This is a genomic window from Sinorhizobium sp. M4_45 (assembly GCF_002885915.1).
In the GTDB taxonomy this organism is placed as follows: domain Bacteria; phylum Pseudomonadota; class Alphaproteobacteria; order Rhizobiales; family Rhizobiaceae; genus Sinorhizobium; species Sinorhizobium meliloti_A.
Genome location: NZ_NWVE01000002.1, coordinates 807,849 through 820,499, shown reverse-complemented (window position 1 = coordinate 820,499; position 12,651 = coordinate 807,849). Strand labels below are relative to the sequence as shown.

General features: G+C 62.7%; 14 protein-coding genes and 3 tRNA genes. 1 reads left to right on the top strand and 16 read right to left on the bottom strand.

All coding sequences use genetic code 11. The features are described 5' to 3' along the window. Positions 1–4 precede the first annotated feature (4 nt). The 15 genes from nuoK to CN933_RS09585 all read right to left on the bottom strand — a co-directional run bounded on the left by nuoK (position 5) and on the right by CN933_RS09585 (position 11,394). Complete coding sequence (gene nuoK, locus CN933_RS09655; protein WP_003531854.1) at positions 5–313, bottom strand: NADH-quinone oxidoreductase subunit NuoK; 309 nt, start codon at positions 311–313, stop codon at positions 5–7. A 28-nt stretch (positions 314–341) separates the two neighbouring features. Then, positions 342–956 carry an NADH-quinone oxidoreductase subunit J gene (locus CN933_RS09650; RefSeq protein ID WP_102761413.1) on the bottom strand — a complete coding sequence of 205 codons (615 nt, stop codon included), beginning with the start codon at positions 954–956 and terminating at the stop codon, positions 342–344. 151 nt (positions 957–1,107) lie between these two features. Further along, positions 1,108–1,599: an NADH-quinone oxidoreductase subunit NuoI gene (gene nuoI, locus CN933_RS09645; RefSeq protein WP_003531850.1), complete on the bottom strand. Its 492-nt coding sequence runs from the start codon at positions 1,597–1,599 to the stop codon at positions 1,108–1,110. A 64-nt stretch (positions 1,600–1,663) separates the two neighbouring features. After that, positions 1,664–2,707, bottom strand: a complete 1,044-nt coding sequence (nuoH, locus tag CN933_RS09640; protein WP_018094850.1) for an NADH-quinone oxidoreductase subunit NuoH — start codon at positions 2,705–2,707, stop codon at positions 1,664–1,666. 20 nt (positions 2,708–2,727) lie between these two features. Further along, positions 2,728–4,809, bottom strand: a complete 2,082-nt coding sequence (nuoG, locus tag CN933_RS09635; protein ID WP_018094849.1) for an NADH-quinone oxidoreductase subunit NuoG — start codon at positions 4,807–4,809, stop codon at positions 2,728–2,730. A 200-nt stretch (positions 4,810–5,009) separates the two neighbouring features. Further along, positions 5,010–5,651, bottom strand: a complete 642-nt coding sequence (locus CN933_RS09630; protein ID WP_018094848.1) for a helix-hairpin-helix domain-containing protein — start codon at positions 5,649–5,651, stop codon at positions 5,010–5,012. A 6-nt stretch (positions 5,652–5,657) separates the two neighbouring features. Next, positions 5,658–6,962, bottom strand: a complete 1,305-nt coding sequence (gene nuoF / locus CN933_RS09625; RefSeq protein ID WP_018094847.1) for an NADH-quinone oxidoreductase subunit NuoF — start codon at positions 6,960–6,962, stop codon at positions 5,658–5,660. A 14-nt stretch (positions 6,963–6,976) separates the two neighbouring features. Then, a complete protein-coding gene (nuoE, locus tag CN933_RS09620; protein WP_018094846.1) occupies positions 6,977–7,795 on the bottom strand; it encodes an NADH-quinone oxidoreductase subunit NuoE in 819 nt (272 codons plus the stop codon). Between the two features lie 16 nt (positions 7,796–7,811). Then, the gene (locus tag CN933_RS09615; protein WP_018094845.1) at positions 7,812–8,066 is read right to left on the bottom strand and encodes a hypothetical protein; all 255 of its coding nucleotides are present in this window, start codon (positions 8,064–8,066) and stop codon (positions 7,812–7,814) included. Then, on the bottom strand, positions 8,066–9,256 hold the full coding sequence (locus CN933_RS09610) for an NADH-quinone oxidoreductase subunit D (protein ID WP_018094844.1): 1,191 nt from the start codon (positions 9,254–9,256) through the stop codon (positions 8,066–8,068). Before CN933_RS09610 ends, CN933_RS09615 begins: the two co-directional genes overlap by 1 nt. Positions 9,257–9,312: 56 nt before the next feature. Continuing rightward, a complete protein-coding gene (locus CN933_RS09605; RefSeq protein ID WP_018094843.1) occupies positions 9,313–9,918 on the bottom strand; it encodes an NADH-quinone oxidoreductase subunit C in 606 nt (201 codons plus the stop codon). A 17-nt stretch (positions 9,919–9,935) separates the two neighbouring features. Further along, positions 9,936–10,514, bottom strand: coding sequence for a NuoB/complex I 20 kDa subunit family protein (locus CN933_RS09600; RefSeq protein WP_003531828.1), 579 nt, complete (start codon positions 10,512–10,514; stop codon positions 9,936–9,938). Further along, the gene (locus CN933_RS09595) at positions 10,505–10,870 is read right to left on the bottom strand and encodes an NADH-quinone oxidoreductase subunit A (protein ID WP_018094842.1); all 366 of its coding nucleotides are present in this window, start codon (positions 10,868–10,870) and stop codon (positions 10,505–10,507) included. The genes CN933_RS09600 and CN933_RS09595 overlap by 10 nt, the downstream gene beginning before the upstream one ends. 301 nt (positions 10,871–11,171) lie before the next feature. Beyond that, positions 11,172–11,248 (bottom strand) — tRNA-Asp (locus tag CN933_RS09590). Positions 11,249–11,317: 69 nt separating this feature from the next. Then, a tRNA-Asp gene (locus CN933_RS09585) sits at positions 11,318–11,394 on the bottom strand. A gap of 441 nt (positions 11,395–11,835) precedes the next feature. On the opposite strand from CN933_RS09585, the gene CN933_RS09580 reads away from it, so the two are divergent. Continuing rightward, positions 11,836–11,911: transfer RNA gene (locus tag CN933_RS09580), tRNA-Val, on the top strand. Positions 11,912–12,207: 296 nt separating this feature from the next. Here the strand turns inward: CN933_RS09580 and CN933_RS09575 are convergent. Beyond that, a complete protein-coding gene (locus CN933_RS09575) occupies positions 12,208–12,606 on the bottom strand; it encodes a (R)-mandelonitrile lyase (RefSeq protein WP_018094841.1) in 399 nt (132 codons plus the stop codon). Positions 12,607–12,651 lie beyond the last annotated feature (45 nt).

Here is a 12,651-nt window from a genome sequence, read left to right as displayed (position 1 = left end):
CCTGTCAGCCCTTCATCATGTTGACGTCTTCGACGGCGATCGAGCCGCGGTTGCGGTAGAAGACGACAAGAATTGCAAGTCCGATGGCGGCTTCGGCCGCCGCAACGGTCAGGATGAACAGCGCGAACACCTGGCCGGTGATGTCGTTCAGGAAGGCCGAGAACGCCACCATGTTGATGTTGACGGCCAGCAGGATGAGCTCCACCGACATGAGGATGATGATGACGTTCTTCCTGTTGAGGAAGATGCCGAAGACGCCGAGCGTGAACAGAATGGCGCTGACGGTCAGATAGTGGGAAATTCCGATTTCCATAAGTGTAGTCCCTCGACCTCGCGTCCGATTAGATGCCCTGCCCCGGCTTGACCGTAACCACCTCGACGGCGGTTTCGGGGGTGCGGGCAACCTGCTGCGCAATGCTCTGACGCTTGATGTTCTGACGGTGACGCAGGGTCAGCACGATGGCGCCGATCATGGCGACGAGCAGCACGAGCCCCGCGATCTGGAAGAAGTAGACGTAATGGGTATAGAGGACATCGCCGAGCGCGGCGGTGTTGGTGCGGTCGCTCGGCGCCGGTATCGGCATTGAGATGCCCTTGGCGATTTCAGGCGAGAAAGCCGAGCCGCCGACAACGACGATCAGTTCGGCGGCAAGGATCAGCCCGATCAGCGCGCCGATCGGCGCGTATTCGAGCACGCCGGCGCGAAGCTCGGCAAAGTCGATGTCGAGCATCATGACCACGAAGAGGAAGAGAACCGCGACGGCCCCGACATAGACCACCAGCAGGATCATCGCCAGGAACTCGGCACCGGTCAGCAGGAAGAGCCCGGCCGCATTGAAGAAGGTCAGGATCAGGAACAGAACCGAATAGACCGGATTCCTGGCCGCGATGACCATGAATGCCGACGCCACGGCGATGAAGGCAAAAAGATAGAAAAAAAGAGCCTGCAGACCCATGATCGGTGCCTTTTTCGTCTTGCTGGCGTGAAGGCACTCAGGCCCACACTCCATGAGGCAAAGCCGGACCACCTGTCCGGCCGATGCCCAAACCCGTTTTGCATGCACCGTCTTCGATCAAGCGGCGCGATGCTGCGTTGCGCGAATGGCCTCAGCGGTAGGGCGAGTCCATCGCAATGTTGCGCGCGATTTCCCGCTCCCACCGGTCGCCGTTGGCGAGCAGCTTCTCCTTGTCGTAGTAGAGCTCTTCGCGCGTCTCGGTGGAGAACTCGAAGTTCGGCCCCTCCACGATCGCATCGACCGGGCAGGCTTCCTGGCAGAAGCCGCAATAGATGCACTTCACCATGTCGATGTCGTAACGCACCGTGCGGCGCGTGCCGTCGTTGCGGCGCGGCCCGGCCTCGATGGTGATGGCCTGCGCAGGACAGATCGCCTCGCACAGCTTGCAGGCGATGCACCGCTCTTCGCCGTTGGGATAACGGCGCAGCGCGTGCTCGCCGCGGAAGCGCGGGCTGACGGGCCCCTTCTCGAAGGGATAGTTCAAGGTCGCCTTCGGACGGAAGAAATAGCGCATCGACAGAAGGAATGCGCCGACGAATTCCTTGAGGAACAGCGAGCTGACGGCGTTCGAAAGACCTGCCATCATTAACCTCCAAACTTGCCGGTCGCGGAGAGACCGGCGGTATGCAGCGAAGCTCGAGCGGCCATCATGCCCAGCCCGTCAGCTTCAGAACGAATGCGACGATGACGACCATCGCCAGCGAAAGCGGCAGGAAGACCTTCCAGCCGAGGCGCATCAGCTGGTCGTAGCGATAGCGCGGGACGAAGGCTTTCACCATGGCGAACATGAAGAACACCAGCGACGCCTTCAGCACGAACCAGATGATGCCCGGGACCCAGTTCAGGAGCCAGATGTCGACCGGAGGCAGCCAGCCGCCGAGGAACAGAATCGTCGTCAGCGCGCACATCAGGCAGATCGCCGCGTATTCGCCGAGCATGAACATCATGTACGGGGTCGAGCCGTATTCGACCATGAAGCCGGCGACGAGTTCCGATTCGGCTTCCGGAAGGTCGAAGGGCGGACGGTTCGTCTCGGCGAGCGCCGAGATGAAGAAGATGATGAACATCGGGAAGAGCGACAGCCAGTGCCAGTCGAGGAACGAGGCAGGCAGGCCGAGCATGGTGCCGACGCCGTCATTCTGCGCGTTTACGATGTCCGTCAGATTGAGCGAGCCGACGCAGAGCAGCACGGTGACGATGACGAAGCCGATCGAGACCTCGTAGGACACCATCTGCGCCGCGGAGCGCAATGCGCCGAGGAAGGGATATTTCGAGTTCGACGCCCAACCGCCCATGATGATGCCATAAACCTCGAGAGAAGATATGGCGAAGACGAAGAGGATGCCGACATTGATGTTCGCGATCACCCAGTTCGCATTGAGCGGAATGACCGCCCAGGCGGCGAGCGCCAGCGTCACGGAAACGAGCGGGGCGAGCAGAAAGATCGTCTTGTTGGCGCCGGCCGGAATGACCGGCTCCTTGAAGACGAATTTCAAAAGGTCGGCGAAGGACTGGAACAGCCCCCAGGGGCCGACGACGTTAGGTCCGCGGCGAAGCTGCACGGCCGCCCAGATCTTGCGGTCGGCGAGCAGGATATAGGCGATGAAAAGCAGCAGCGCGACCAGAAGCAGGAGCGACTGGCCGATCATGATGGCCGTGGGCCAGACATAGGTCGAAAAGAAAGCGTCCATGATGCTCTATTCCCTCGCGCTCATTCCGCGGCAGCTTTGAAATTGTTGCGCGCCAGGGCCGAGCATTCGGCCATGACGGCGGATGCGCGCGCTATCGGGTTCGTCAAATAGAAGTCTTTGACCGGAGACGCAAACACGGATTTCGCCATCGCACCGGCTTTTTGTGCAAGTGCGGCAATTTCGTCGCTGCGGCCTGCGGCGATCTCGTCGACTGCGGCGAAATGCGGATGGGCCGCATAGAGCTTCGCGCGCAATTCGCCGAGCGAGTCGAAAGGCAGCTTCCTGCCGAGCACGTCGGAAAGCGCGCGGATGATCGCCCAGTCCTCGCGGGCTTCACCCGGCGCGAAAGCGGCGCGGTTGCCCATCTGGACGCGCCCTTCGGTATTGACCCAGGTGCCGGACTTTTCCGTGTAGGTCGCGCCGGGAAGAATGACATCCGCCGCATGCGCGCCGTTGTCGCCGTGCGAGCCGATGTAAACGGTGAAGCCGGCCTTCTTGGCCGAGAGATCGATTTCGTCGGCACCCAGCAGGAAAAGGACATCCATGGCGTCGACCATTTCGCCTGCCGACTTGCCGCCCTGACCGGGCACGAAGCCGAGATCGAGACCGCCGACGCGGGCGGCCGCGCTGTGAAGCACGGCAAAACCGTTCCACTCGGCGTTCACCGCACCAACGGCAACGGCGAGCTTCGCCGCATTGGCGAGCACGGCCGCACCGCCCTCCCCTGCCAAGGCGCCCTGGCCGACGATGATCAGCGGACGCGCGGCCTTTTCCAGCGTTGCGAAGAACGTCCCCTTGCCGGAAACGAGTTCGGCGAGCGTGTCGGTACCCGCACCCAGATATTCGTATTCGTAACGCAGCTCACCAGCCTCGCCGATCACACCGATCGGGAAGTTGGCCATGCGGTAGCGCTTGCGGATGCGGGCATTGAGGACCGACGCCTCGAAGCGCGGATTCGAGCCGATGATGAGCAGTGCATCGGCGCTTTCGATGCCCTGGATCGTCGGGTTGAAGATGTAGCTCGAACGGCCGAACGACGGATCGAGCGCTGCGCCGTCCTGTCGGCAGTCGAGGTTCGCCGAGCCGAGCGAGGAGACGAGCTCCTTCAGCGCGTACATTTCCTCGACCGAAGCGAGATCGCCGGCGATCGCGCCGATCCTGTCGCCCGACGTGCCGGCAACGGCGGTCTTGATCGCCTGGAAGGCTTCGCCCCAGCTTGCCGGCTGCAGGCGTCCATCCTTCTTGACATAGGGGCGATCCAGGCGCTGCGTCTTCAGCCCGTCCCAGATGAAGCGCGTCTTGTCGGAGATCCACTCTTCGTTGATCTCCTCGTTGACGCGCGGCATGATCCGCATGACTTCGCGGCCGCGCGTATCGACGCGGATGGCAGAGCCGACCGCGTCCATGACATCGATCGATTCGGTCTTGCCGAGCTCCCACGGGCGCGCGGTGAAGGAGAAGGGCTTGGAGGTCAGCGCGCCGACCGGGCACAGGTCGACGACGTTGCCCTGCAGTTCCGAGGTCATCGCCTGTTCGAGATAAGTGGTGATCTCGGCATCCTCGCCGCGGCCGATCAGGCCGAGTTCGGCGATGCCGGCGACTTCCGTCGTGAACCTGACGCAGCGCGTGCAGTGAATGCAGCGGTTCATCACCGTCTTGACGAGCGGACCGATATACTTGTCCTCGACCGCGCGCTTGTTTTCCTGATAGCGCGAGCTGTCGATGCCGAAGGCCATCGCCTGGTCCTGCAGGTCGCACTCGCCGCCTTGGTCGCAGATCGGGCAGTCGAGCGGGTGATTGATGAGCAGGAACTCCATGACGCCTTCGCGCGCCTTCTTGACCATCGGCGTGGTCGTGAAGACTTCCGGCACCTCGCCGTTCGGACCGGGACGAAGGTCGCGCACGCCCATGGCGCAGGAGGCCGCCGGCTTGGGGGGGCCGCCCTTGACCTCGATCAGACACATGCGGCAGTTGCCGGCAACCGAAAGCCGCTCATGGAAACAGAAGCGCGGAACCTCGGCGCCGGCCTCCTCGCATGCCTGAAGCAGCGTGAAATGATCCGGGACCTCGATCTCTTTTCCGTCGACTTTCAGCTTTGCCATCTTCGTACTCAATCCTGTCTTCAGTCCGTCTGCTCTTCTACAGCGCCGCGCGTCTTGATCTGGCGCGCAAGGGCCGCTGCAGCACTTTGGTTTGCTGCGCGTTTCCTTTAATCGGCTACGATTAAAGGAAACATGCAGTAGGCAACGGACAATTCCTTCACGGTCTCGCCGCTTGCCGTGACCACCGCACGGTCGTCACGTTATTTCTCTCGCGCTCCCGTGAGCGCCTTTGCCTGCCCGATCCAATCGTCGCGGACGCCGCGGCCGGCAAGGCCGAGTTCGCTATCCAGTCGCTCGATGTCGGCCTTGCTCAGGGCGGCGATGTCGGCGAAGCGGAATATGCCCCTGCCGTTCAGCACCTGCTCGAGCTTGGGGCCGATGCCGGAGATACGCTTCAGGTCGTCGTTTGCGAGGCCTGCCGCCGGTGCCGCAGCCCGCTTGACGGATCCGCGCGGTTTGAGCGTCTCGCCCGCGGAGACCGGAGCTTTCCGAAACGCTGCCTTTTGCGGCCTTGCGACCGGAGCAGGCTTGGAGATCTCCGCCTGATCGGGCGCGGAGACGCTCTTCTTAAGCGTGCTGGCCGCCCCCTGCATCGCGCCGAACATCATGCCGGCGATGTGACTGGACAGACCGAAGCCAAGAGCCGTCGCTGCCGCGACGGCCGCCGCCGGATGCGCCATCAACGGATGCAATCCGACGCTCGGCAAGCCGGCGTTCGACAGGTTCTTCATCCATTCGCCCATGCCGAACGGATCGGCCGGGTCGGCGCCCTGAGGCCATGCGAATGAACCGGCCGCGCTCGCGGCTGTCCTCTCCTGTCCGTCCTTGCGCGCCCCAGCCATGGTTTCTTACTCCGCCGCCTCCAACACGGCGCCATGCGAGGTCGCATTGCGCGTGTATTCGTCGATCCGCTTCTCCATTTCCGGACGGAAATGCTTGATAAGGCCCTGGATCGGCCATGCCGCCGCATCGCCGAGCGCGCAGATCGTGTGGCCCTCGACCTGCTTCGTCACGTCGAAGAGCATGTCGATCTCGCGCTTCTGGGCGCGGCCCTGCACCATGCGCTCCATGACGCGCATCATCCAGCCCGTGCCTTCGCGGCAGGGCGTGCACTGGCCGCAGCTCTCGTGCTTGTAGAAGGCCGACAGCCGCCAGATCGCCTTGATGATGTCGGTCGACTTGTCCATGACGATGACGGCAGCCGTGCCCAGGCCCGAGCCGAGCTCGCGCAGGCCGTCATAATCCATGATCGCGTCCTTCATCTGCGCGCCGGGCACGCAGGGAACCGACGAGCCGCCGGGGATGACCGCCAGCAGGTTGTCCCAGCCGCCGCGAATGCCGCCGCAGTGCTTCTCGATCAGCTCGTGGAACGGGATCGACATCGCGTCCTCGACCGTGCACGGGCGATTGACGTGGCCGGAAACCGAATAGAGCTTGGTGCCGTGGTTGTTGGGGCGGCCGAAGCTCGTATACCAGCCGGCGCCGCGGCGCAGGATGGTCGGCGTCACCGCGATCGACTCGACATTGTTGACCGTCGTCGGGCAGCCATAAAGGCCCATATTCGCCGGGAAAGGCGGCTTCAGGCGCGGCTGGCCCTTCTTGCCTTCGAGGCTTTCGAGCAGCGCCGTCTCTTCGCCGCAGATATAGGCGCCGGCACCGTGATGCACGTAAATGTCGATGTCGTAGCCGAGCTTGTTGTTCCGGCCGAGCAGGCCGTATTCGTAGCATTCGTCGATCGCTGCCTGCAGCGCTTCGCGCTCGCGGATGAACTCCCCGCGCACGTAGATATAGGCGGCATGCGCACCCATGGCGAAGCTCGCAATCACGCAGCCTTCGATCAGCGTGTGCGGATCGTGGCGCATGATGTCGCGGTCCTTGCAGGTGCCGGGCTCGGACTCATCGGCATTGACGACGAGGTAATGCGGGCGCCCGTCGCTTTCCTTCGGCATGAAGGACCATTTGAGACCGGTCGGGAAGCCGGCGCCGCCGCGGCCGCGCAGGCCGGAGGCCTTCACCTCGTTGATGATCCAGTCGCGGCCCTTTTCGAGGAACTGCTTCGTGCCGTCCCAATGGCCGCGCGCCATCGCGCCCCTCAGCGACTTGTCCTTGAGGCCGTAGATGTTGGTAAAGATGCGATCTTCATCTCTAAGCATGGGGTATCACCTCTTCACCGCGGCTTCTTCGCGGGCTTCGACTTATCGACCGTTTCGCCCTCGACCTTAACGTTCTTCGCCGCCGCCTTCCTGGCGGTGGCCGGCGTCTTCAAGGTCGGATTGGTAACGTCCGTCGCGGTCGAAGGCTTTGCCGCATTCGACGGAGGCACGCTCACCGCCTGTTCGTCCTTCGACTTGCGGACCGATTTCTTCTTCTCTTCGACCGGCGCCTGCAGCGTCGTCAGGCCGCCGATCGGCGCGGAATAGATGCGGTCGATCTGCGGACCCGGCACGACTTCCGCTCCCTTGCCTGCCTCGAAGCTGTCGATGATCTCCTCGAGCCGCTCCGGCGTCAGATCCTCGAACGTGTCCTTGAAGATCATGACCATCGGCGCGTTGACGCAGGCGCCCTGACATTCGACCTCTTCCCAGGAAAGCGTGCCGCCCTCGTTGAGGGTGAACGGTTCGCTGGCGATCTTCTTCTTGCAGACCCTGATCAGGTCTTCGGCGCCGCGCAGCATGCAGGGCGTGGTGCCGCAGACCTGGACATGGGCACGCGTTCCGACCGGCTGCAGCTGGAATTGCGTATAGAAGGTGGCGACTTCGAGAACACGGATATAGGCCATGCCGAGCATGTCGGCGACCGACTCGATCGCCGCCCTCGTCACCCAGCCATCCTGCTCCTGAGCACGCATCAGCAGGGGGATGACCGCCGACTGCTCGCGGCCCTCGGGATATTTCTTGATCGTTGCCTCGGCCCAGGCAGCGTTTTCCTTGCTGAACGCGAAGGCCGCTGGCTGGACTGTGTCTTCGGCTAGTCGACGAACGGACATTCTAGTGGACACCTTATCAGTTAATCGAACCGCACCGCGATTTCGTCAGCGAGACAAATTCGCAGGCATAGGCTGACTGGTCTTTCTGCAAAAACACGATGTAGCGCGCGCCGTTGTTGACGGCTGCCTTGATCTCGTAACCCCTCGACAGGAGCGCCGGCATGGTGCCGCCCCTGAGCGCTGCGGATGACTCGCTGCCGACGTCCTCCTGGGCCGAGGCCCCGGAGGCGAGCGCAAGAAGTCCGACGGCGACGAGCGGCACCAGACGCATCAGCGATCCACCTCGCCGAAAACGATATCGAGGGAGCCCAGCACGGCCGAAACGTCGGCAAGCTGGTGTCCGCGACAGAGGAAGTCCATCGCCTGAAGATGCGCATAACCCGGAGCGCGGATCTTGCAGCGATACGGCTTGTTGGTGCCGTCGGAGACCAGATAGACGCCGAACTCGCCCTTGGGCGCCTCGACCGCGGCGTAGACCTCCCCGGCCGGCACGTGATAGCCCTCGGTATAGAGCTTGAAGTGATGGATCAGCGCCTCCATCGACCGCTTCATCTCGCCGCGCTTCGGAGGCACGATCTTGCCGTCGAGCGAGGAGACCGGACCGATTTTGGCATCGCCGAGCAGACGGTCGACGCACTGGCGCATGATACGCGCCGACTGGCGCATCTCGATCATGCGGATCAGATAGCGGTCGAAGCAGTCGCCGTTCTTGCCGATCGGAATGTCGAACTCCAGGTCGGAATAGCATTCATAGGGCTGCGAACGGCGCAGATCCCAGGCCGCCCCCGAGCCGCGCACCATCACGCCCGAGAAACCCCAGGCCCAGGCGTCCTCGAGGCTGACGACGCCGATATCGACGTTGCGCTGCTTGAAAATGCGGTTGCCGGTCAGAAGCTCGTCGATATCGTCGACGGTCTTGAGGAACGGGTCGATCCAGTTGCCGATATCTTCGACCAGCTGGTGCGGCAGGTCCTGATGCACGCCGCCCGGACGGAAATAGGCCGCGTGCATGCGCGCGCCGCAGGCCCGCTCGTAAAAGACCATCAGCTTCTCGCGCTCCTCGAAGCCCCAGAGCGGCGGCGTGAGCGCGCCGACATCCATGGCTTGAGTCGTCACGTTGAGGAGATGCGACAGGATCCGGCCGATCTCGGAATAGAGAACGCGGATCAGCTGGCCGCGGACCGGCACCTGCGTGCCGGTCAATCTTTCGACCGCAAGCGCGAAGGCGTGCTCCTGGTTCATCGGCGCGACATAGTCGAGCCGGTCGAAATAGGGTATCGCCTGCAGATAGGTCTTGGCCTCGATCAGCTTTTCGGTGCCGCGATGCAGGAGGCCGATATGCGGATCGACGCGCTCGACGATCTCGCCGTCAAGCTCCAGCACCAGACGCAGAACGCCGTGCGCCGCCGGATGCTGCGGGCCGAAGTTGATGTTGAAGTTGCGGACGTTATGTTCGGTCATACCGATTGCTCCAGGCCGGATGGCGTCCTTCGCGGATCGCCGCGGGCCGACTTAATTCAGCGTGGTCTCGCCTTTTCGTCGCCGGGCAGCACGTATTCCGTGCCTTCCCAGGGCGAAAGAAAGTCGAAATTGCGGAATTCCTGCTTCAGCTCGACGGGTTCGTAGACGACGCGCTTGGCCTCGTTGTCGTAACGCACCTCGACGAAACCGGTCAGCGGGAAGTCCTTGCGCAGCGGATAGCCTTCGAAGCCGTAGTCCGTCAGAATGCGCCTCAGATCCGGGTGACCGGTGAAGAGGATGCCGTACATGTCGTAGGCTTCGCGCTCGAACCAATCGGCGCCGGGATAGACCGACGTCGCCGAGGGGACAGGCTCGTTCTCGCCGGTCGCAACCTTCACGCGGACGCGCTGGTTCTGGCGCGGCGAGAGAAGATGATAAACGACATCGAAGCGGTCCGGGCGCTGCGGATAATCGACCCCGCAGACATCGATGAAGCTGACGAAACCACACTGGACGTCGTCGCGCAGGAAAGTCAGGAGCGCGACGAGGTTCTCGGCTTTCGCCGTCAGCGTCAGTTCGCCGTATTTGACCTCCGCATCGGCGATCAGCGCGCCACGCGCCTCGCGAAGATAGGAGGCAAGCTCGTTCAGGGCTTCACTCATCTTAAGTTCCCCTGCCCTTAGCGCTCGATCGTGCCGGTCCGGCGGATCTTCTTCTGCAGCAGAAGCACGCCGTAAAGCAGCGCTTCTGCCGTGGGAGGACAGCCTGGCACATAGATGTCGACGGGCACGACGCGGTCGCAGCCGCGCACAACCGAATAGGAATAGTGATAGTAGCCGCCGCCATTGGCGCAGGATCCCATCGAGATCACGTAACGCGGCTCGGGCATCTGGTCATAGACCTTGCGCAAGGCCGGCGCCATCTTGTTGGTCAGCGTGCCGGCGACGATCATGACGTCGGACTGACGCGGCGAGGCACGGGGCGCAAAACCGAAGCGTTCGGCATCGTAACGCGGCATCGACATCTGCATCATTTCGACCGCGCAGCAGGCGAGACCGAAAGTCATCCACATCAGCGAACCGGTGCGGGCCCAGTTGATCAGCTCGTCGGTCGAGGTGACGAGAAAGCCCTTGTCGGCGAGCTCGTTGTTGATCTCGCCGAAGAACGCGTCATTGCTGCCGATCGGCTTGCCGGTCGCGGGATCGAGGATACCCTTGGGCTGCGGCGCAACGAGCGTGGTGCCGGATGCTAATTCCATTCCAGCGCTCCCTTCTTCCATTCATAGATAAAGCCGACCGTCAGGACCAGAAGGAAGACCATCATCGACCAGAAGCCGAACCAGCCCAACTCCTTGAACGAAACCGCCCAGGGGAAGAGGAAGGCGACCTCGAGATCGAAGATGATGAAAAGGATCGACACGAGATAGAAGCGGACGTCGAACTTCATGCGGGCATCGTCGAACGCATTGAAGCCGCACTCGTAAGCCGACAGTTTTTCCGAATCAGGCGCCTTGAAGGCGACGGCGAAAGGAGCGACCAGAAGTGCGAGGCCGATCACCAGCGCGATCCCAATGAAAATCGCGATCGGTACGTAGGAACCGAGAAGTTCTGTCATTTTATCCGTCCCTGCCTGCGGAGGGCGCCATGAAAGCGCTTCAACGAAGAATGCCGCAGGCCGAAAAGCATGTTGCAACGCCAGAGTGGTTAGCGCAGGCGGCGCCCGGGCGCAAGCCTCGAAGGGGCATTTAAACCGGTTCGCAGCGCATAGCGGGGATGCGCCCACCGCAGGATGCGCGGCAAGGCGCGCAATCGCGGGAAGCCGGGCCTCCCGGCGCCGGGAATTCCGCGGCGAGACACTTTGCCGCAATGCAAAAAAGGAAGCACAATTAGGGGGAGACGGCCACTTGAGAAGAGAATGGCGCGAGTGACGGGGCTCGAACCCGCGACCTCCGGCGTGACAGGCCGGCACTCTAACCGACTGAGCTACACCCGCGCATTATGGCCATCGCTGGCCATTATCTCATCATCGGCACTTTTTGAGAATGCCGCATTCTTTCAAGAGTGGCGCGAGTGACGGGGCTCGAACCCGCGACCTCCGGCGTGACAGGCCGGCACTCTAACCGACTGAGCTACACCCGCATCTCTTGACCTTCCAGACGCGCTCGCGCGCCCCTGCCCGAAGCGGCCTTGCCGTTCGATGAGCGGCTAACTAAGCGGTTCGCTTTGGGGTGTCAAGCGCGATTGAAAACAAATCCGTGACGGAACGTTTTTTGGTCCACAGCATGGCTTCAGGCAAGGATTTTGCCGCCTGTGAAAGCCGCGCACCAAAGGTGAGCACCCCCTCACCCCATCGGGGGCTCGCCCTTCCTTTATATGCGGGCGCAGCGGAGCGACCAACAATGCGCCGCCTGCCTCGCCAGCCGCCTCCCTTCGCCCCCCAATTGTCCACAGACTTCCTGACGGGTGCCCCGGTCCGCGATAAAAAATTCGAAAAAATCGCTCGAACGCTCTTGCGGTTTTCGCCGGTTACGCATAGATCACGCCCACCGACGCGGCGGACACTCGTCCGGCAACGCGATAGGGCGATTAGCTCAGTTGGTAGAGCGCCTCGTTTACACCGAGGATGTCGGGAGTTCGAGTCTCTCATCGCCCACCATTTCTTCCCTATGACAGGCAGTGTTTTGCGCAGGTTTCTCTTGCGAGCCGCCTCACCGCTTTGTTGAGCCACAGCGATGCCAGACGCCGCGCTGCCTGCCTAGCGCACGCCCTTCGACCGTCATTTCTGCACCAGCAACTAGAATCCAGCCAGGCCAGTCCTGGGCTGAAAAACTCTACCGCGCCGAGGGCGCGGCGCTTCCGGATTGCTGTAACGAGCACAGGCATGAGGAGACGACGGCGCCGTCAGTCATCAATGCAGCACTGAACGCTCCAGTCATTCGGAGCCGCGCAAGCTTACCCGCCCCGATACTGCTCCTCCGTCACATGCTCGAGCCAGTCCACCGCCTTGCCGTCGAGCGCCTCCTGAATTGCGATATGCGTCATTCCCGTTTCCGGCGCGGCGCCATGCCAGTGCTTTTCTCCCGGCGGGAACCAGACGACGTCGCCGGCGCGGATCTCGCGCGGCTCCCCGCCCCAGCTCTGCGCGAGGCCGCGGCCTGCGGTGACGATCAGGGTCTGGCCGAGCGGGTGCGTGTGCCAGGCGGTGCGCGCGCCGGGCTCGAAAGTCACGGTCGCGCCGCGTACCCGTGCGGGTGACGGCGCCTCGAAGGCCGGGTCCACGCGAACGGAGCCGGTGAAATACTCGGCCGGGCCATGCACCGAGGGTCTCGATCCGCATTCGAAGATATCCATTGGAGCCTCCTTTGAGGGACTTCGCCGGGCCAGCCGACGGGTGAT